We start from the raw sequence: 20,771 nt of genomic DNA, 5'->3' as shown, positions 1-20,771 counted from the left end.
ATGTTAGCCGATTATTATCCTTATTATAATCTTAAATGCAACTTAAACAAATTGCGTTTTGGAGGGTCGGTTCAAATGCGTGCATCGTTCCTGGCGTGCCCCATCGACCTGCTGACAATGGCGGAAACCGTCGAGCTCGCGCGCGGCGCCATGCGTTGCCGCCGACAGCTGCAACATGTCGCGCTGAACGTCGCCAAGTTTGTCAATATGCGATCGGATCCCATGCTCGCGGCCGATGTTGCCAACAGCGACATCGTCAGCATTGACGGCATGGGAATTCTCTGGGGCGCCCGAGTCTTGGGGCTGCCGGCGAGGTCACGAGTCGCCGGTGTCGATCTCCTGGCCGAGTTGCTCGCGGTATGTGCGCAGGAGGGTTACAAACCCTATTTCCTGGGAGCGACGCCCGCCGTCCTGCACCAGGCGATGCAACGCGCGCGAGAGAGATATCCCTCACTCGTCTTCGCCGGCTGGCACGACGGCTACTTCAAGCCGGAGCAGGAGAGGGACGTCGTGCGGGACATCCAGTCCAGCGCGGCCGATTGTCTCTTCATCGCCATGCCGACACCACGGAAAGAGCGCTTTCTCGCCGCCCACCGTGACGAGCTCGGCGTACCCTTTATCATGGGCGTCGGCGGTGCGTTCGATATCCTTGCAGGCACCGTTCGGCGCGCGCCGGCGCGGATTCAGGGGCTGGGCCTCGAATGGCTTTACCGCATCTATCAAGAGCCCGGGCGGATGTGGTGGCGATACGCCACAACGAACACGTTGTTTGCGGGCATCCTGGTGCAAGCGCTCATCAAGCAAGCGATAGGGCATACATTCGGCGCGCCGGGCGCCGTGCCGCCGGGCCCGAGTCGGATCGGAGGGTGAGACGTGCGCAAGCATTTTTTCATCCTTTTGGGAACCCGACCAGAAGCCATCAAGCTCTTTCCGGTCATCAACCGACTCAAGGCCGAGAATCGCAAGGACATTTCGCTAACGATCTGTGCGACGGCACAGCATCGACAGTTGCTTGATCAGGTCCTCAAGCTCGCCAAGGTAGTTCCGGATTTTGATCTGAACGTCATGACGGCCAATCAGACGTTGGATCATCTGACGGCCCGGTTGCTCGGAGAGGTCGGTGAGCTCCTCGACAAAGTGAAGCCTACCAGGGTTATCGTCCAAGGCGACACGGCGACTGCCATGGTCGGCGCGCTGGCGTCCTATTACCACCGGATACCGGTTTCGCACGTCGAGGCGGGACTGCGCAGCGGCGACATCTTCGCTCCGTGGCCCGAGGAGGTGAACCGCAAGATCGTCGGGTCGATCGCCGATCAGCATTTCGCGCCGACAGAGCGCGCTGCCCGCGCGCTGCGCTCTGAGAACGTCTCGGACGACCGCATCCACGTCACCGGAAACACGGTAGTGGACGCGCTCATCCTCGCTAAAGCCATGGTCGAATCCGATCCGGGGCTTTCGTGCCGCTGGGACGGCATCAAGAAGCGACACGGCAATCGGCGCATCATTTTGGTGACCTGCCACCGCCGGGAGAATTTCGGCGGCGGTGTCGTCAACATCGTGAACGCGTTGGAGACGATCCTGCACAGGGAAGACGTTGCTGTGGTGCTCCCAGTGCATCCGAATCCAAACGTCCGCGACTTGTTTGCGTCCCGATTGTCGGATCACCCGAGGGTCGTCCTCATTTCTCCTCAGGAATACACGGACTTCGTGAGTCTGCTCTCGTTGTCCCATTTGGTCCTGACGGATTCAGGTGGCGTGCAGGAGGAGGCCCCAACCTTCGGCAAACCAGTCCTGGTGATGCGCGATACGACCGAGCGTCCTGAGGGGGTGGAGGCCGGGACGGCGCGCCTGGTCGGCGCGAACTACGACAAGATCGTTGCCGAGACATTTCGCTTGCTCGACGATGACGAGACTTATGCCGCCATGGCCCGTTCGCATAATCCGTTCGGCGACGGGCACGCGAGCGAGCGTATCGTGAAGGTGCTTCTCGATGCCTGAATTTCAGAAGATCAATGTCGTTGGACTTGGCTATATCGGGCTCCCGACCGCAGCGCTGATTGCGAGCCGGGGAATGCAGGTGGTCGGCATCGACACAAATGAGCGTATCGTCGATACGGTCGCATCCGGAAAGATTCACATTGCCGAGCCAGATCTCGATGGTCTCGTTTCCAAGGTTGTGTCGAGCGGTGCCCTGACGACCGCCACCAAGCCGCAGCCTGCCGATGTCTTCATCATCGCAGTGCCGACGCCGATTGATCGCGAAAACCGTCCAGACCTTTCAAGCGTTAATGCTGCAGTCGACCAGATCGTTGACATCCTTGCGCCGGGTAATCTCGTCATCCTCGAATCGACATCGCCGATCGGGACGACTGAGGCCATAGCAAAACGTATCGTCGAACGCAGACCAGATCTGCACATAGGTGTCAACGGCAAGGAAGATGGAGCGATTTACGTCGCCTATTGTCCAGAACGCGTGTTGCCGGGACGGATCCTGACCGAGCTTATCAACAACGACAGGTGCATTGGGGGAATTACGCCAACCTGCACGCGGCGTGCTCAACGCTTCTACAAAATGTTTGTTCGCGGCGCCTGCGTCGGGACCACGGCACGCGCAGCTGAGTTGGTCAAGCTGACGGAAAACGCCTTCCGCGACACCAACATAGCATTCGCGAACGAACTCTCGCTGATCTGCGAGCGGTTCGACATCAATGTCTGGGAGGTGATCGACATCGCCAACCGCCATCCTCGCGTAAACGTATTGAGGCCAGGACCGGGAGTAGGCGGGCACTGCATTGCGGTCGATCCCTGGTTCATCATCGACTCTGCACCAGACCTCGCTCGGGTGATGAGAACAAGCCGGGAAGTCAACAACGCCAAGACCCAGAAGATCATCGAACGTACAGAGGCGCTGATCGAGGATCATCCCTATGCAAACGTCGCTTGTTGTGGATTGACCTTCAAGGCCAATGTCGACGATTTGCGTGAAAGTCCCGCCATGGAGATCGCCACGCATCTCGCGGCAAAGTACGGAGAGCGCGTCAAGGTCGTTGAGCCGAACCTTCGCCGTCTGCCGCCTCAGCTGGCGGATTACCGTGTCGCTTTCGTGAGCATCGAGGAGGCTCTGCGGAGCTGCGAAATCGCGGTTCTTCTCGTCGATCATGACGAGTTCAAGATGGTGCCCCTATCGGAGCGACGACATCTCGACGTCATAGATACCCGGGGCATATGGCAGGACATGCCAGTGCGGACTTAATGCCCGGCGCGAAGTGATCGTCGGCAATGGGATGATTAGAGGCTACCTTCTGGATGCATCGAGGTTAGCATGCGAGACAGTCAATTGGGAATCGGCGTTGTGGGGTGCGGCTATTGGGGACCCAATCTCGTTCGCAATTTTTCGATCAATCCCGCCACCCGGGTCGTCGGCGTGAGCGACCTGAACCCAGGGCGGCTTGGCGCGATGAAGCAGCTTTATCCTGCGGTGGAAACGACCTCTAGCTACGAAGATTTGCTGAAAGACGTCCGTATCGATGCAATCGCAATCGCCACGCCGGTGCATACGCATTACGAGCTGGCAATTGCGGCGCTGAGAGCCGGAAAGCATGTTCTGGTCGAAAAGCCCCTCGCGCCGAGCGCTGAGCTCGTGACCCGCTTGATCGAGGAAGCAGATCGGCGCGGGTTGACGCTCATGGTCGATCATACCTTCCTCTATACGCCGGCGGTCCAGAAGATCCGGGAGCTCCTGCTGAGCCGAGAGCTCGGCGACATCTACTATTATGACAGTACGCGCGCGAGTCTCGGGTTGTTTCAAAAGGACGTAAATGTGATCTGGGACCTGGCGGTGCACGATATCTCGATCATCCACCATATCCTTGATGAGGCGCCGATCGCGGTCTCGGCAACCGGCTCGTGCCACGTTGTCGGCTCGCCGGAGAATATGGCGCACATCACGCTTTTTTTTGCCAACGCGTGCGTGGCCCACGTCAGCGTCAATTGGCTGTCGCCCGTCAAGGTACGCCAGACATTCATCGGTGGCAGCAAGAAGATGATTGTCTACGACGATCTCGAGCCGACCGAAAAGATCAAGGTCTATGACAAGGGAATTACGCTCGACGCGCCTCCCGAAGATGCACATCAGTTTCGGATCGGATATCGCGCCGGCGACATGTGGGCTCCGCATATCTCGACTATGGAGGCGCTACAGACGGAGGTCGATCATTTTGTCGATTGCATCCGCACCGGTGGCCAGCCGATTTCCAGCGGCATCTCGGGACTCCGCGTGATCGAGGTTCTGGAGGCGGCATCGTGCTCGATCGCAAAGCAGGGTGCGCCCGTATTGCTGCGCGAGCCTTACGGAACCCGGCAGCGCGCCAGAGCGATAGCATGACGCGCGCGGCGACCCAGCTCACCTGACCGACATGACAGACGACGCAATGAAGTCCGTGCAGCGCTCCATTCTGTTCTCGGCGCTCGACCGTTACGTCGGCCTGCTGCTGGTCTTTGTTGTGACCGCCGTGCTTGCCCGTTTGCTGTCCCCGGAAGAGTTTGGCATCTATGCCGTCGCGAACGCCGTCACGTCCATCATTGCGGCCTGCTTCCAGGAATTTGCGGGCGCAAGCTATCTGATTCAGAAGCGAGAGTTGTCGCGCGCGAGCGTGCAGACCACGTTCACGATTACCCTCATGATTTCGGCTGCCACGGCTTTCGTGCTGTTCGTGTCTGCCCAGCCGATCGCGCGCTTCTTCGAACTGGACCGCTTGGGCCGGGGGATCGAGATTTCCTCGCTAAATCTTCTCTTGCTGCCCTTCTCCGGAACCATAGCCGCATTGTTCCGTCGGGAGATGCAGTTTGGCGTGCTCGCAATCTGTAATCTCGCGGCTGGTACGACGATCGCTGTCGTTTCGGTCGGCCTCGCAATGGCCCACTTCAGCTACATGGCCCCGCTCTGGGGAGGGGTGGCCGGCAACGGGGTGCTGGCCGTGATGCTGATGATATGGCGGAGAGATTTCGGTGCGATGCGGCCATCCTTGATCGATTGCCGAGAGATCGTCGGTTTCGGCCTCTACTCGGGCGCGGTGAGCGTCGTAAATGTGTTTTTTGGCCTGGCGCCGCAGCTGTTTCTTGCCAGAGTGCTCGACTTCACCGCTGTCGGCCTTTACAGCCGAGCGACCGCCTCGACACAGATATTCGACAAGCTGGTCACGCAGGTGATTAGTCCGGTCGTCATGCCGGCAATTGTTGCGCGAAGCAAAGCGGGTGGTGATCTCAAGGTCGTCTATCTCGAGGCCATCCAGCTGCTCTCCGCCGTGCAGTGGCCGTTCCTGGTATTTATGGCGATCATGGCCCGGCCCATCATTCTGATCTGGCTCGGCCCGACGTGGCTGGAGATCGTCCCGCTGGTGCAGCTGCTCTGTATCGGAAATCTTGCGCTTTTCGCGGCGTGCCTGACCTACCCGATGTTTGTTGCGGTCGGAAGGGTGCAGGATGCGCTGATCTCGTCGTTAATTTCGCTGCCACCATCACTTCTGGTCATCTTGGGCGCCTCGTTTCTTGGCGTGCACGCCGTTGCTGCATCCGCTCTTGTGACATTGCCGTTTCAGGCGATGGTTGCATTCTACTTTCTGGGACGACAACTCGGCCTTCGGCCCGCCGAATTTGTACGCGCCCTGTGGCGAAGCGGCGCTGTAACGGTTCTGGTGATTGCCGGTGCGTCTATTTGCGCGGCGCTGACGGAAGCTGGGGGCCTTCCCTCGGGTGCTGGGTTGGCGTCAGCTTTTTCCGTTGCTGTGCTCTGTTGGTGGCTTGGACTGATGGTCACTGGGCACCCGCTCCTGCAGCAGTTTCACTACGCCGCGGCCGGTCTGGCGAGAATGGCGCCGGGGCTGTGGCCTTCGCGGACGGCGCCATAGCGGTTCTACGACATCATTCGGAGTGCCCGATATGCCTATCACACAAGACGTAGAACTTGGTCGCGATGTCCGCATCTTTCACCCGGAACTGGTCAATCTGTACGGTTGCACGGTTGGTGATGAGAGCAGGATCGGAGCTTTCGTCGAAATCCAGGCGGGAGCAAAGATTGGCGCGCGGTGCAAAGTATCATCGCACAGTTTCATCTGCGAAGGCGTCACAATCGAGGACGAAGTGTTCATCGGTCATGGCGTGGTGTTCACGAACGACAAATATCCGAAGGCAACGACCGCGGATGGTCGCCCTCAGCAAGCTTCTGACTGGACATTGGAGCGCACTCATGTCGGCAGGGGGGCTGCCATCGGTTCCAACGCCACAATTCTATGTGGTGTCACGATCGGTGCGGGAGCGACCGTCGGCGCGGGCTCCGTCGTGACGAGGGATGTTGCCCCGGGTGCCACCGTCGCCGGAGTACCCGCTCGGACCATGTCCGCAGTCGGAGGCAGGGCCACCGCCGATCGTGCCCCCGTCCGCCGGTCTTTCGGACTAGATTGAATTAACCGAATTTATTTGTTGAAATTGGCGCTTGATTAAATATTATAATGCGAGTTAATTATTTAATAACGGTTGCTCCAATCCAAGGTTTGAAACTTGATACCCTTCCTGGATCTGAAAGCCCAATACTGTCAAATCAAGCCGGAAATCGACGCCGCCGTGGCACGGGTCGTCAGCAGCGGGCATTTTGTGCTCGGGCCGGAGGTGGCGGCGTTCGAGGGGCGTTTTGCGGAATATTGCCGGACTGCGCGTTGCCTCACCGTGAATAGTGGAACCTCTGCGCTCCACCTTGCGCTGTTGGCGGCGGGCGTCGGGCCGGGCGATGAAGTCATCACGGTGTCCATGACCTTCGTGGCGACAACCGCGGCGATACTCTACAGCGGCGCCAAGCCGGTTTTTGTCGACGTTGACCCGGTCACGTGGACGATGGATCCCGGTCTGATCGAGGCTGCAATCACACCTCGAACCAGAGCCATTGTGCCGGTTCACCTCCATGGATTGATGGCCGACATGGATCCCATCATGTCGATTGCGCAACGTTACGGTCTGGTCGTCATTGAGGACGCCGCGCAGGCGCACGGCGCGGAATACCGGGGGCGCCGCGCAGGTTCGATCGGAGATCTGGGGTGCTTCAGCTTTTACCCAGGCAAAAATCTGGGGGCGTTCGGCGAGGGTGGGGCCGTCGTAACCGATCGGGCTGAATTTGCGCACCGCGTGTCGCTGCTGCGGGACTGGGGGCAGGAGACAAAGTACGACCACGTCATTCCCGGATACAATTATCGCATGGACGAGATCCAGAGCGCAGTACTGAATGTCAAGCTGGACTACATCGAAGGCTGGACCGAGGCCCGCCGATCGATCGCAGAACGATACAACGAGCTGCTTTCTGAGCTCCCATTCGCGCGTCCGCGACCGCCCTCGTACTCCCGCCACGTTTATCATGTCTATTCGATCAGATTGCAGCGTCGCGATGACGCGCTCACATTGTTGCGGGAGGCCGGCATCGGTGCAGGGATTCACTATCCCATTCCGGTGCACCTGCAGAAGGCCTACGCCGAACTCGGTTATCGGGCCGGTGATCTGCCGGTAACCGAGATGCTTGCGAACGACTTTCTCTCCCTTCCCATTTATCCGGAGCTGCTGCCGGACCGGGCGACTGAAGTTGTCTCCACGTTGAGGAACGCCGGAGCATTGCGCCCCAGCGAAGCCGCCAGCAACCCGGCGCAGCAATCACAAAGCTTCACAACAAGGTCCTGCAACAGGAGGGCGTCTTGATTGAGCTCAAGGGAAAGCGCGTTCTGATTACTGGCGGGGCAGGGTTCATCGGCTCCCACATCGTCGATCAGCTCTGCGATGAGGGTTGCATCGAGATCGTTGCGCTCGACAACATGGTCAGAGGCCGCCCCGAAAATCTCCGGCGTGCGCTCGGTCGTGGACCGGTGAGACTGGTTCACGGCGACATACGCGATCGCAAGCTGATGGAAGCCTTGGTGAAGGCTGCCGACATCGTGTTTCACCAGGCCGCACTCCGCATCACTCATTGCGCGGCGGAGCCGCGCCTGGCCAAGGAGGTCATGGTGGACGCCACCTACGACCTCCTGGAGCTTTGCATCAAGCACGACATCGAGAAGGTCATCGCAGCCTCCTCGGCGTCCGTATACGGCATGGCCGAGGAGTTTCCGACAACCGAGCGGCAAAATCCGTACAACAACCGGACGCTATATGGGGCGGCCAAGGCGTTCAACGAAGGGCTGCTGCGGGCCTTCAACGACGCATGCGGCCTCGACTACGTGGCATTCCGATATTTCAACGTCTATGGCAGCCGGATGGACATCCACGGACGGTACACTGAGGTCCTGATCCGCTGGATGGAGCGGCTTGAGGCCGGGTTACCTCCCGTTATCTTTGGTGATGGCCGTCAGACGATGGATTTCGTTCACGTCCGTGACGTCGCGCGCGCCAACATCCTTGCGGCCAGGGCGAAGATTACCGACGAGGTCTTCAACGTCGGGAGCGGTACTGAGACCAGCCTGACGCAACTGGCTACGGTGCTTGCCTCGGTGATGGGACGCCGCGGTCTGACTCCCGAATTTGCGCCTGAACGCTCGGTCAATCCGGTGCCGAGACGGCTGGCATCGACAGGAAAGGCCGATCGTCTGCTGGGGTTCCGCACCACGGTTTCGCTCGAGCAGGGGCTCGCCGACCTCGTGAAATGGTGGCGATCAGAACGCGAACTCCCTTCGGATCGTCAGCGGCAGGTGGCGGCATCGTGATCCCGATCGCAGCTCCGTTGCTTGCGGACGAAGAAGCTGACGCCGCGCGCGCCGTGGTGCTGTCGGGCTGGGTATCGCAAGGTCCGCAGGTGGCTGCGTTCGAAGACGAGTTCGCCGCACTTGTCGGCGCTCCGCACGCCTGTGCCGTCGCGAATTGCACGACCGCCCTGCAACTTGCCTTGGCTGCGCTGGGTATCGGCAGCGGCGACGAGGTGATCACGGTCAGCCATTCTTTCATCGCAACGGCGAACGTGATCCGATATCAGGGCGCCACTCCAGTTTTCGTCGACATCGAGCCCGAGACGTACAATTTGGATTGCGCCCGGCTGGCTGAAGCCATCACCGAGCGCACACGCGCGATCATCGCGGTGCACCAGATGGGTATGCCATGCGACATGGCAACGCTCATGGACGTGGCGCGTCGTCACGGGATCGCTGTGATCGAAGATGCGGCCTGTGCCGCCGGATCGCAAATCTGCATGAACGGGCAATGGCAGGCGATCGGCAAGCCGCATGGAGACATTGCCTGCTTTTCATTTCATCCGCGAAAGGTGATCACGACTGGTGAGGGGGGAATGCTCACCACCGCCGATGCCGAGCTCGATCGCAAGTTCAGGCTTCTGCGTCAACACGGGATGAGCGTTCCGGATATCGTGCGTCATGGTTCGCAGCGTGTCATTTTCGAGGAGTACGTCCTCGTCGGCTACAATTACAGAATGACGGATATGCAGGCTGCGATCGGGCGCAAACAGCTCGAGCGACTTCCGCAGCTGATTGCGCGGCGGCGCGCGCTGGCATCCCGTTACGCCGAACTGCTTGGAAATATTGAGGGGCTGCGGTTGCCGTTCGAGCCGGCGTGGGCACGATCGAACTGGCAGAGCTACTGCGTACGCTTGCCCGATCGATTGGATCAGCGGGCGACGATGCAATCTCTGCTCGATCAGGGCATCGCTACGCGCAGGGGCATCATGTGCTGCCATCGCGAGCCGCCCTATGCCGGCACTGGGTCGCGCGATGATCTGCGGCAATCCGAGCTAGCTCAGGATCACGCGATCCTGCTTCCACTTTATGCGCAGATGGACTGCGCGGACCAGGATCGTATCGTAGATGCGGTGAAGGCTGAACTTGCCCGCGCAAACCGCGGTGCCACCGTGGCGGGTCATGTATCGGTCTGCCGGGATATCTTATGAGCGGGATCTGGCGCGGCCCTGTCTGATCGAGGGGCCGTCGATTTTGCGGATAGCACCGCAGAGATTCGCGCCCGATCGTTGTCGTCTTCGGCGGAAGCCAAGCCCATCCAACGCCGGTATTTTCGCTGCACCTTATAGTTGGCAAGGCTGGCCGCGCATCGGCCGGCATCCGCCAATCGTTGGCTGGTTGAGGGTTTGCTGCGCAGCGCATGCAGATAGGTTTGCTCTATCGTTTTCGCTGCGTGCGCGAGGCTGAAGCGATGCTCCACCAGCCGCCGGCCGAATCCGCCGAGCTCCTGACGGAGCGACGCAGAGGCGAGAATGGTCTCGAGAGCCGATTGAAGTGCGCTGGCGCCGGCTCCACGCGAGCCCTTGCCCAATCCGTACCAGCCTTGTTGCAGGAAGGTCGGCGCACTCTCGGGTGTCAACAGCTCGCTGAACCCGTCTTCACCAACGACCACCAGCGGCTTTCCAAAGGCCATTCCGCGCAGCGCCGAGCCACCCTGGCCAATGATGACGTCCGCGGCAGCATAGCCAGGGCGCGGATCGGACATCTCGCCCACCAGTACGACGGCGTTCCGGCCGACCAGCGAGTTAATTCTGGCCGCACGCGCCTCGACGTTCGGTCGCGCCGGTCCATTACCAATGATCAGCAGCCGCACTGGCAGGCCGTCGAGCGCTATTTCGCCGACAGCATCGCACGCAGATAGCAGGCCCTCCAGTTTAAGGTTCGGCACAAGTCGACAGACCATCGCTATGACGACCTCGTCCGGACCAATATTCTGAGCCGCGCGAAAGCCCGTGCCATCGACCAGGGGGTGGTCGGACTTCGTATCGACTGGCGGCTCGAGCAAGGTAACATCCTGATGTCCTGCAGCGATCGCAGCGCGACGGATCATCTCCGTGCCCACGGTCAGAGGAACGCTGCGCGGCAGGAAGGAGGGGACGGACATCGACATGACCGTTCCCACCACGGCAGCCCTCGTCGATAGTCCAACGCTCAGAAAAGCTTCAACAATGGGGGGCCATTCATGACCGTGCACCACGTCTACGGTGCGTTCGTTGACGATGCTGCGGAGCATCTGGCTAACACGAGGCGAGGGGCGGGCCCGATGGCGAGGAATTTCAATATGTCTGAGGCCGGTCTCCCTTATTCTGTCCAGAAGAGGGCCAGTCTCTGCCGCCACGGTGACCTCATGACCGAGGTCTCGAACCGCCTCCGCGAGCTGGACTGCGTTGAGCTGTGACCCTCCCAGTTCCATGGAATGGGGATAGACCAGCACCTTCATGCGATGGGATTCTCCGGGTGTCGCGCCAAAGCGCTGAGAGACCAACCTGACATTGCTGAGAACCATATCGCGATATAATCCATATTTAAATAATAATAAATGTCGACCAGTCCGGATTTGGTTATATAATCTGAGTGGATTTAAACGCGAGACCCGCTTTTGACCCTCACCGGGACCCCGATCCGATGAACGAACATGCTGCCCGACACGTGGCGCGCCAAGACGGCCGTCACGTGCCTCGCGTACTGGTCGCGATTGCAAGCCATGGAACCTCGAATGACCGCTATCTCGAGCGGGTCATCCGGGAATACGGCTCGATGTCCCTCGTCGTTGATATTGTCGTGCTGTCGAACATCGACAAGCGCAAAACGACCGGGGTGGAATGCATTGTCGGCCTGCCCGACAGGAACCCGTGGTCCCTGCCGTTCGCGCACAAGAAGCTGTTTGCGGAACGTCGTGACCAATACGATCTGTTCATCTACTCGGAAGACGACATTCTGATCACCGAGAGGAACATCCGGGCCTGGCTGGATGCAACGTCGTTTCTATCTCCAGAGGAAGTTGCCGGGTTTCTGCGGGTTGAATTCGGCGAAGACGGCCAGCGTAACTATCCTGATATTCACGCGCACTTTCACTGGGATTCCTCATCGGTCAGGCGGCGCGGCGACTATATTCTCGCGCATTTTACCAACGAGCACGCCGCCTGCTTTGTCCTTACCCGGGAGCAGCTAGGCAACGTCCTGCATTCCGGCGGCTTCGATGTAGCTCCGCATCAGGGAAAGTATGATCTGGCCTGTACGGCCGCGACGGATCCATACACCCAATGTGGTTTGCGGAAACTGGTGCCAATCTCACACCTGGAGGATTTCACCGTCCATCACCTCACCAACCGGTACGTCGGCCGGATGGGGATCGGGGAAGAAGAAATTGGCAGGCAGAAGGAAATTCTGCTGCAAATCGCGGACGGCCGTCGCTCGCCCTACTCGTTGCTCCCAACGGAGACGCGCCTTCGCCGCGCTAGCTTCTCCAAGGACTATTATGAACCTGAATCCGAGGCGACGATCGCGCTCGTGCCGGCTTCGGCGCGCAGCGTGCTTTCGATCGGTTGTGGGTCCGGCAAGACGGAAAAGCGGCTGCAGGCGCGAGGCCTGCACGTCACCGCGATTCCGCTCGATCCAGTGATTGCAGCCGGCCCCGCCGGGGACGGGATCGAGATGATCTACGCCGATCTGGACAGTATCGACTCCAATCGCGACACCTACGACTGCGTTTTATGTCTCAATCTGTTGCACCTCGCTCCGGATCCGCAAAAATTGCTTCTGAGGCTGCGATCGTTCATGCACGAGCAATCGCTCGCAGTGATCCAGATGCCCAACACGATGTCCCCAAGGGGCATTCGGTCTTATCTCGGGGCGTGTCTCCAGTCCGGGCGCTCCAGCGGCTACGAGGCTGTGGGCGCTCATTTCGCTTCGGGGCGCAAGCTGGCAAGGTGGTGCGTCGATTCGGGTCTGCGAATCGAAGCGATGTTCGGAGTTCCGGCGGATCCTGGCGATGGATTGTTTGGCATGACCTCCCGGCTGGGCAAGCTCGCGCCTGGGTTTGTTTCGCTCGGGCTTGCGGCCTCGATCATCGTGACCGTCTCCGGAGGAATGCCAAGCACTGACGGGGTAGCCGAATTAACGGCCTCGCCTCAGTCAAATCGCCCGGCCGGCGAGGTCCGGTCCATTTAAAATGGATGTCGCATTTAATTGCAGTTTTATATTAAATGTTATATAATCGTGAAGCGGCAGAAGGATCATTTCGCGTGAGAAATCGATGATTTCACTCGGGGCAACGACGATCAGCGATCGGCTTGCCGTCCTTTCGGCCAGAGGCCCCGGTTTTGATCAGATACGACTTGTGGCCGCACTCACGGTGGTTGCTCACCATGCTTGGTGGGGAACAAACGACATCCTCTATCGGTTCAGCGGAGGGTTCATCCAGTTCGGCCTGTTTGCAGTCGTCATTTTCTTCTGCGTCAGCGGCTTCCTGCTGGCGCCTGGCCTGGCCCGATCTGGCGATCTCGTCCGGTTCGCCGTAAACAGGTCGTTGCGTATCCTGCCCGCACTCTTCGTCGTGGTCATCGCATCGATGTTCGTGCTGGGGCCGGTCCTGACGACATATTCGCTAGCCGACTATTTCGGCAGCGCCGAGCTTTACCTGTATCTGAAGAACGCCGTTACCCTGATGTCCCACTACCTGCCCGGCGTGGTGCGGCATGGACACGAAGTGCAGATTAACGGACCGCTATGGACGCTCAATATCGAAGTCTGGTCCTATGCGGTGCTGGCGGCGATGAGCGTGGTGGGCTTTCTCCGCCGACGCGCGCTGACGATGATCACTTTCGCCCTGGTATACTTCACCTATGTTGGGCTGGCGCTCTCGCCATCGCTGCACGCGGCCTGTCCGCAGCGGCTCTTGGATTTCATCGGTCTCTTCGTCTACTTCATCGCCGGCACGACCCTCTACCTCTACCGTGAAAGTGTCCCGTTCTCCGGAATCGGGGCCGCGGTCGCCGTGGGGGGCGCGCTGATTGGTCTTGCGAGCGGGTTGGGCGCGGTGGCGATGCCGCTGTGTATACCCTACGTCGTGATCTATCTCGGGCTCTCCGAGGTCGCCAGTCGCGTGCCACTCAAGCACGATCTGTCCTACGGCGTATACCTGATCCATTCACCGGTCATATTGGCGTTCCTGACGCTGTTCGATCTCGCAGCCGGCTGGCCGTTGGCCTTGCTGTCGGCATCCGTGACTCTCGTTCTGGCGTATGCCTCCTGGCGATTTGTCGAAGCGCCGGCGCTAAAGCAAAAAGCGTGGGTTTCGCGTTGGCTGTCGTCGCACATTGCAGGTCTAGGCAGCCGACGAGGCGTTGGGACTGAGGCCGCCGTGCGCCGTGATGAGCCGGGCAACAATCTGACAGGAACAATCGAGGCCGGTGCAGCGGAGTGAGACGACACCCGCACCTGAGTTCAGGTTCGAGGGGGATAGCGCGACGAGCGGGGGCCGCAGTTTCTTTGAAAGGAGCAGAGTCGCTATGAGCAGCGCGTACCATGATGACGAAGGTCCGGACTCGGGTCGGCAGCTGGACCTCTCCATCATTGTCGTAAGCTACAATACCCGCGACATGACGCTCGACTGTCTGGCGTCGATCGCCGCGGAGACGATGGGTACGACGTATGAGGTCATCGTCGTCGACAATAATTCGTCCGACCAGTCAGCTGCCGCAATTGCCCGTCAATTCCCTGACATCAAGCTGATTGCCCTAAACGACAACATCGGCTTTGCACGCGCCAACAATCTGGCTGCAAAACAAGCGCGCGGCCGACGATTGCTTCTGCTCAATCCAGACACCATTATTCTCGACTGCGCGATCGATGTTCTTTTTGAGTTCGCCGAGGCAAATCCGTCATTTCACGTCTGGGGCGGACGCACCCTGTTTCCGGACGGCAGTCTCAATCGCACCTCGTGCTTTCGAAGAATCAGTTTGTGGAATTTGTTGTGCTTCGCGCTGGGGTTCACCTATTTCGGTCGTCGCAGTCCGATTTTCAATTCCGAGGCCTATGGCGGATGGGACCGAGATACCGCGCGGCACGTCGACATCGTTACAGGTTGCTTTCTGCTGATCGACCGGCTGGTGTGGGAGAGGCTCGGCGGGTTCGACCCCACATTCTTCATGTACGGAGAAGAAGCAGACCTCTGTCATCGCGCGCGCTCGCTCGGTGCGCGGCCCGCGGTCACGCCTGAGGCGACCATCGTCCACTATGGCGGGGCATCCGACGTCGTGCCTGTCGACAAGAGGGTGAAGGTTTTCAAGGGGAGAATCACCCTGATCAATCGGCATTTCGGCTGGCCGGCACGGACGATCGGGCAGGCTTTGCACCTGATCGTGCCGCTTACACGCCGGTACGGTTACGGCATGGCAGCCGCCCTGGCGCGGAATGCGGAATGGCAAAAGAACGCTGTTTATTGGGAAGCCGTCTGGAGGCGTCGGCGAGAGTGGGTTGGCGGTTACGAGGCACCGAGGGTCGAGCCGGCATGAGAGCGTCGGGTTGTTTCCGGCGAGAAGAGCGATGAGATCAGATAGCGTAGAAGGACAGCGACGGAGATGGCGAGGAGCCAGGGGGCTCGCGCTTGGCCATAAGCGCTGGGGCGGCATTGTGCTCGAGGCCGCCCGTGTAGCGGTTGTGGTCGCGGCGCTCCAGAGTGCCGCAGCTCTGGCAGCTGAGTCGAACGGCGCATCTAAGCTGGCATTCGCCTCCCAATGGCCGGACGCAAGCAACACGGGGCCGCCTCGTGATCTCGCGCTGAAGCCGTCCGGTCCCCTCACGATTGCCGTTTCCGGCACGACGATTTCAGGACTGGACATTCAGGGCGGCGTCGTCGTCAACGCCGATAACGTGACCATCGAGATGTCCCGCATCTCGGCTAGCGCTTGGGCCGTTATCAAGATCGATCCGCATCGGACAGGAGTTGTCGTCAGGGATTGCACGATCGACGGCCAGGGTTCTGGTCCCGATGGCAATGGCAACCAGGGAATCATGGGACAGGGTACGTTCCAGCGCAACAACATCTCGAACGTCGAAAACGGCATCGTGCTGACCGGGAAGGACAATCTGATCGAACACAATTTTATTCACGATCTCAATGCCGGCGGGGCGCCACATTACGATGGTATCCAGATCGATGGCGGCATCTCGGATACGGTCATCCGGCAAAACACGATCATCAATTCTCACGGCGCGGCGGGCGCTATCATGATCGACAACGAGTTTGGCCCGGTCTCCAACATCGTCATCGAAGGCAATCTTCTCGCAGGCGGCAGCTATACGGTCTACTCGGACGCGAAGTTCAACGACAATCCGATCTCGGGTGTTTCGATCACCGACAATCACATCGGCTCGGGGCAGTATGGGCCGACCCTGTTTCGGCGAAACCGGCCCACCTATCTCAGAAATGCGACCGACGGCTGGCGCCTGGTGCGCAATCTGGACTTTGGCAGCGTCGCGGCGCAGGAGGCCATCAGATGAAGCGCCGGCGTGCTCCGCACCAACTGAAGCGCTTGTCGGATCTAATGGCTTGGTCCGGCCTGTCCAGGGAGACAGCCTCATGAGCTATCCTGGCTATGCTCTCCTCGCGGGGCAGCCGCGTATCCGCGCCACGGCGGCCGGATTCCATTCGACCATTCCCCAACGGGGCAGTCTGGCCGTCCCGCTCCTTCTGATGGGCATCGTATTGCCGTCGGGGCTCCAGGTGCTGATCGCCGGGGCAAAGCTAACGCCGACCAGAATATGCCTTCTGGTCCTGCTGTTGCCGGCGGTTGCGCGGTTATTGCAGCCGAGCCGTCGGCTCCTGCTGTCGGACGGGCTCGCGGGGACGCTTGCGCTCGCCATGGTGGCGGCGGCTGGTTACGCCGCCGGACCTCAATCGGCGTTTTCTGCTGTTGCAGAGGCTCTCGACTTTGTCGGAGCATACTTTGTTGCGCGAGCCTTCGTTCTGGAGCCGTCGGCGGTCCAGCAGTTCATTCGTCTCATCAAGGCATTCACGGCGATTGCGATATGCGTTGCGCTAGCGGACGTGTTGACGGGGCATTGGATCGTCCGCGAGATCATGGCGGCACTCATGCCGCAGCCTGAGGCGTTCGTCGACGACGGCACGTCGGGCGCAGATGGAATCCGAGCAGGTCTGCGACGCGCAATATCGACGTTCGATCATCCTATTCTCTATGGCGTGTTCTGTTCGCTGGCTGCGGCCATCGTGCTGTTCTCGGAGACAAGTGCCATCAAGCGTCTATCGTGGGCGTGTCTGTGCTTCTTCGGCGGATTGCTGTCGTTATCTTCGGCCGCTGTCATGGGGATGGTCGTCGTCATGTCAAGCTACGCCTACGAGCGGTTGTTGCGCCGCTGCCCGTGGCGATGGCCTCTGCTTTGGACGGGAGCGGGCATGTTCCTGCTGGCCGTCACCGCTGTGACGAATAACCCACTCAGTTGGCTGCTGTCCCACGCGACACTGGAGCCTCAAACGGGATTCTATCGCCTCATGATCTGGGACGCTGTCTCGGCGCAGGTGTGGCAGTCGCCTCTGACGGGAGCCGGATTCGTAACGTTCGGCTATTATCTACTCGATCGCACAGTCGACAGCGTGTGGCTGGTCACGAGCCTTCATTACGGCGTACCGGTCACCATCCTGCTGATCGTTTTGAATCTCTCGGCGGTATTGCCTGTGCCCGGGCGCCGCCCAAGCGGGATTCAGACGGGATTTACGATCGCCTGCATCGTTTTCCTGTTCACGGGTTTGACGGTGCATTTCTGGAACTACATGTGGACGTTTTGGGGCGTTTGCATCGGCGTGCGTGCTTCGCTCAGGGAATGGCAGATGTTGGGAGCGCAAGATGAGCGATTTTGACGTGGCATCATCGTCGATTGGAGGCATCAAGGGACGTTTGCGACCTTATGTCTGGTCATTGCGCAGCGGGCTTCGGACGATCCGTTTCCTGTTCGGACGATTTGAGAGGACCTGTCCGGTATGTGAGTATCGGGGCAAATTTTTCGCGTACGCAAATCCGCTGGCATTGGGGATCAACTTCGATTCGCTCTGTCCGAATTGTCTGTCGCACGAGCGGCATCGTCTGTTGGTGCTTTGCGACGCCGAGCAGAAGCTGTTTACGGGGAAGGATATCCTCCACTTCGCGCCCGAAAAGGGGCTCACGGAGTATATCAAGGCGAGAAGGCCGCGAAGCTACGTCACCTGCGAGTTCGGAGGAAAAGGCGCTGATCTCGACGTCAATATCGAAAAGATAGACCTCGAAAGCGACAGATTCGATCTGATCATCTGCTGCCATATCCTCGAGCACGTGAACGATCGCTTGGCCATACCCGAACTCTTTCGGATCTTGCGTAAGGGCGGGACGTTGATCGCGATGATCCCTCTTATTGAGGGGTGGCAAGAAACGTTCGAGGATCGATCGAGGCAGAAAACAGAAGAAGATCGGATCCTGTATTTCAACCAGCATGATCACGTCCGTTTCTTCGGTCGTGATTTCCGACGCCGGCTCGAACGAGCGGGCTTCGTCGTCGACGAGTATACGGCGGTCGAGCCTCAAGTTGCGCAATATGGTCTGATCCGCGGCGAAAAAGTATTTTTGTGCCGGAAGACTTAGACCAGGCGGTGCTTTGACGTTACCCGGCGAAATCGGGCCGCACCGCTTTGTCACCTAAGCTCATTTACAAGGTCATCCTGCATCGCCTCTGGCTTCGCCGGTATGCGCGCATCTCAGCCAACGGAGCAGCACGGCAAATTCGAGCTGATGTCTTGCCGCTGTCTGCTGCAGAGGACATTCGCGCGCCGTATTTAATAATGCGCGTCGCTGGTTATTTATACATCCGATGGTTTATTTAATGTGCGCCGACGTTGAGCGGGGCCGATCTCGGAGTCGCTCGATCCGTTGCAACGAGCCAGCACGAAAGAATTTTTCTGTGAAGTGTGGCGCGCGCATGTTTTGCCGTCGTTTGATCGCGGCTAAAACGAAATCGCTTTTAATTTCCGTAACGTAGATTTCCGCGCCGTATTTCCTGAAACAGGAATCTGGCGGCGCTTGTGGCGAAATGACCTTAGCGGAGCCGTGGTCTTGTCAAAAAAAGGCCGTCTGCAGACGACCATTAACGCCGCACAAGCACGGCACCTGGCGTACCTCGATCACCAATTAAATCAAGGACGCAAACTCGCAATAAGCACTGGTGTCAGTTAACGGGGATAATACAGAGAAGACGGAGAAACTATTTTGGCAACGACAACGAACGCATGGCCTGACGCTACGAACACCGGGGTGCCGGCGGGGGTAACGCTGACTCCTTCTGGAGATGTGATCATCACGCAGGCGGGGGCGGTGGTCTCGGGACTCAACATCACCGGCAGCGTCTACATCAGAGCGGACAATGTGACTCTTCAGAACTGCAAGGTCACGTCCGGCGGTTGGGCTGGGGTGACCATTGATTCCGGAGTTACGGGCGCAGTGGTCCAGAATTGCACCATCGATGGCACCGGCCGTGCGCCGGATGGCACCGGCAATCAGGGCATCATGGGAAGCGGCACGTTCATCGGGAACAACATCTTCAATGTGGAGAATGGCATCGTTCCCGGCAGCAACTCCGTCATCCAGGGCAACTACATCCACGATCTCCACGCAGGCGGATCGCCTCACTATGACGGCATCCAGATCGACGGAGGCCTCTCCAACATTCAGATCACCGGCAATTCGATCATCAATCAGTGGGGATGGACCTCCGCGATCATGATCGACAACGACTTCGGGCCGGTCTCGAATGTCACCGTCACCAATAACCTCCTGACTGGTGGCGCCTATACCGTATACGCGGACTCCAACCTGGGCACTGCCTCGATTACCGGTGTGTCGTTCACCAACAACCACATCGGTGGCGCGCAATACGGCGACGCGATGATCCGCGGCAATAGCTCAGTGTTCTCCGGGAATTTCACGGACGGCGCGGCGCTGGCGTCGGCGCTCAACACGTCGGCAAATAGCGGTACGACGACGACCGCGCCGACCCCGGCCCCGAGTGCGCCGGTCATTGCCTCTTGGTCGCCTGACAGCGCTGTGGCCGGAGACGGCGTCACTGATGCCAGCCAGATCACCCTGCACGGCAAGGCCGCGGCTGGCAGCACCGTGAAGGTCTATGACGGTTCGACGCAGATTGGTACGGCAACCGCGACTTCGACCGGGAGCTGGGACTACATCACCAAGGTCTTGACCGATGCGAAGCATTCGCTGACGGCGACCGCGACCAACGCGTCGGGGCAAACCAGCGTGGCCTCGGCTGCGGTCGTGGTGACCGTCGACACCAAGGCGCCGGCCGCACCGACGATCGCGAAGGATACCGTGAATAGTGCCAATCAGGCCGTTGTATCGGGAACCGCTGAAGCGAACAGCGCGATCAAGGTATTTGACGGAACGACGCAGGTGGGTACCGCAACGACCAACTCGAGCGGTGCATGGAGCGTTACGACGTCTGCGCTGTCGTCCGGTTCCCACGTCTTGACCGCGAAGGCGACCGACGTTGCCGGCAACGTCAGCGTTGCCTCGACGGCTGTCGATCCGGTCATTGGTTCTGGAACGACGGGCTCCGCCGGTTCGGGCACCTCCGGTTCGAGCACCTCCGGTTCAGGCACCTCCGGTTCAGGTACCTCGGGCTCGGGTACCTCCGGCACGGGTACGTCGGGTACAGGCTCATCAACCCCGACAGCACCCGCCGCGCCGAAGATTGCCTCGTTCTCCAACGATACCGGTACCGCCGGTGATCACATCACGAGCGACAAGACGGTGTCCCTGGCGGGGACTGCGGTTGCCAACAGCACGGTCAAGGTGCTCGACGGCACGACCCAGCTCGGCACCGTCACGGCGGATGCGAATGGAGCGTGGCACTACACCACCGTCGCACTGCCTGACGGCAAGCACAGCTTCACCGCGACCGACACGGTCTCCGGCGTCACCAGCAAGGCATCGGCTGCGC

The 20,771-nt window shown here is 59.7% G+C and carries 17 protein-coding genes; 16 read left to right on the top strand and 1 reads right to left on the bottom strand.

From position 1 onward, the window contains the following. Positions 1 to 75: 75 nt before the first annotated feature. From RAD10_RS33990 to RAD10_RS33950, 9 genes are all read left to right on the top strand, one after another. On the top strand, positions 76 to 870 hold the full coding sequence (locus RAD10_RS33990) for a WecB/TagA/CpsF family glycosyltransferase (RefSeq protein ID WP_461620846.1): 795 nt from the start codon (positions 76 to 78) through the stop codon (positions 868 to 870). Between the two features lie 3 nt (positions 871 to 873). Continuing rightward, positions 874 to 1,998: a non-hydrolyzing UDP-N-acetylglucosamine 2-epimerase gene (gene wecB / locus RAD10_RS33985; protein ID WP_461620845.1), complete on the top strand. Its 1,125-nt coding sequence runs from the start codon at positions 874 to 876 to the stop codon at positions 1,996 to 1,998. Next, positions 1,991 to 3,253, top strand: a complete 1,263-nt coding sequence (wecC, locus tag RAD10_RS33980) for a UDP-N-acetyl-D-mannosamine dehydrogenase (protein WP_461620844.1) — start codon at positions 1,991 to 1,993, stop codon at positions 3,251 to 3,253. Before wecB ends, wecC begins: the two co-directional genes overlap by 8 nt. A 69-nt stretch (positions 3,254 to 3,322) precedes the next feature. Beyond that, a complete protein-coding gene (locus RAD10_RS33975; protein ID WP_461620843.1) occupies positions 3,323 to 4,384 on the top strand; it encodes a Gfo/Idh/MocA family protein in 1,062 nt (353 codons plus the stop codon). A gap of 46 nt (positions 4,385 to 4,430) precedes the next feature. Beyond that, positions 4,431 to 5,906 carry an oligosaccharide flippase family protein gene (locus tag RAD10_RS33970; protein ID WP_461620842.1) on the top strand — a complete coding sequence of 492 codons (1,476 nt, stop codon included), beginning with the start codon at positions 4,431 to 4,433 and terminating at the stop codon, positions 5,904 to 5,906. A gap of 31 nt (positions 5,907 to 5,937) precedes the next feature. Beyond that, positions 5,938 to 6,459, top strand: coding sequence for an acyltransferase (locus RAD10_RS33965; RefSeq protein WP_461620841.1), 522 nt, complete (start codon positions 5,938 to 5,940; stop codon positions 6,457 to 6,459). A 96-nt stretch (positions 6,460 to 6,555) separates the two neighbouring features. After that, entirely contained in the window at positions 6,556 to 7,734 is a 1,179-nt protein-coding gene (locus RAD10_RS33960; protein WP_461620840.1) for a DegT/DnrJ/EryC1/StrS family aminotransferase, read from the top strand. Continuing rightward, entirely contained in the window at positions 7,731 to 8,732 is a 1,002-nt protein-coding gene (locus RAD10_RS33955) for an NAD-dependent epimerase/dehydratase family protein (protein WP_183231956.1), read from the top strand. The genes RAD10_RS33960 and RAD10_RS33955 overlap by 4 nt, the downstream gene beginning before the upstream one ends. Beyond that, positions 8,672 to 9,922, top strand: coding sequence for a DegT/DnrJ/EryC1/StrS family aminotransferase (locus RAD10_RS33950; RefSeq protein WP_461620839.1), 1,251 nt, complete (start codon positions 8,672 to 8,674; stop codon positions 9,920 to 9,922). The genes RAD10_RS33955 and RAD10_RS33950 overlap by 61 nt, the downstream gene beginning before the upstream one ends. On the opposite strand, the gene RAD10_RS33945 is transcribed toward RAD10_RS33950, so the two are convergent. Then, positions 9,892 to 11,211 (bottom strand): glycosyltransferase family 4 protein, encoded by a 1,320-nt coding sequence (locus RAD10_RS33945; protein ID WP_461620838.1) that lies wholly within the window; start codon positions 11,209 to 11,211, stop codon positions 9,892 to 9,894. The genes RAD10_RS33950 and RAD10_RS33945 overlap by 31 nt on opposite strands. A gap of 185 nt (positions 11,212 to 11,396) precedes the next feature. Between RAD10_RS33945 and RAD10_RS33940 the strand changes: the two genes are divergently transcribed. The 7 genes from RAD10_RS33940 to RAD10_RS33910 form a co-directional block, all read left to right on the top strand. Continuing rightward, complete coding sequence (locus tag RAD10_RS33940; protein WP_461620837.1) at positions 11,397 to 12,941, top strand: class I SAM-dependent methyltransferase; 1,545 nt, start codon at positions 11,397 to 11,399, stop codon at positions 12,939 to 12,941. A gap of 85 nt (positions 12,942 to 13,026) precedes the next feature. Beyond that, positions 13,027 to 14,196: an acyltransferase family protein gene (locus RAD10_RS33935; protein WP_461620836.1), complete on the top strand. Its 1,170-nt coding sequence runs from the start codon at positions 13,027 to 13,029 to the stop codon at positions 14,194 to 14,196. 85 nt (positions 14,197 to 14,281) lie between these two features. Then, positions 14,282 to 15,286 (top strand): glycosyltransferase family 2 protein, encoded by a 1,005-nt coding sequence (locus RAD10_RS33930; protein ID WP_461620835.1) that lies wholly within the window; start codon positions 14,282 to 14,284, stop codon positions 15,284 to 15,286. Positions 15,287 to 15,404: 118 nt separating this feature from the next. Then, positions 15,405 to 16,274 (top strand): right-handed parallel beta-helix repeat-containing protein, encoded by an 870-nt coding sequence (locus tag RAD10_RS33925; RefSeq protein ID WP_461620834.1) that lies wholly within the window; start codon positions 15,405 to 15,407, stop codon positions 16,272 to 16,274. 79 nt (positions 16,275 to 16,353) lie between these two features. After that, positions 16,354 to 17,649 (top strand): O-antigen ligase family protein, encoded by a 1,296-nt coding sequence (locus RAD10_RS33920; RefSeq protein ID WP_461620833.1) that lies wholly within the window; start codon positions 16,354 to 16,356, stop codon positions 17,647 to 17,649. Further along, the gene (locus RAD10_RS33915; RefSeq protein ID WP_461620832.1) at positions 17,636 to 18,403 is read left to right on the top strand and encodes a methyltransferase domain-containing protein; all 768 of its coding nucleotides are present in this window, start codon (positions 17,636 to 17,638) and stop codon (positions 18,401 to 18,403) included. Before RAD10_RS33920 ends, RAD10_RS33915 begins: the two co-directional genes overlap by 14 nt. Before the next feature lie 702 nt (positions 18,404 to 19,105). Beyond that, a partial coding sequence (locus tag RAD10_RS33910; protein WP_461620831.1) for an Ig-like domain-containing protein occupies positions 19,106 to 20,771 on the top strand: 1,666 nt, incomplete at its 3' end.

The sequence above is a fragment of the Bradyrhizobium sp. 23AC genome, from assembly GCF_054863025.1.
The sequence above is the reverse complement of the archived record's forward strand: the minus strand, read 5'-3'. Positions and strand labels throughout refer to the sequence as shown.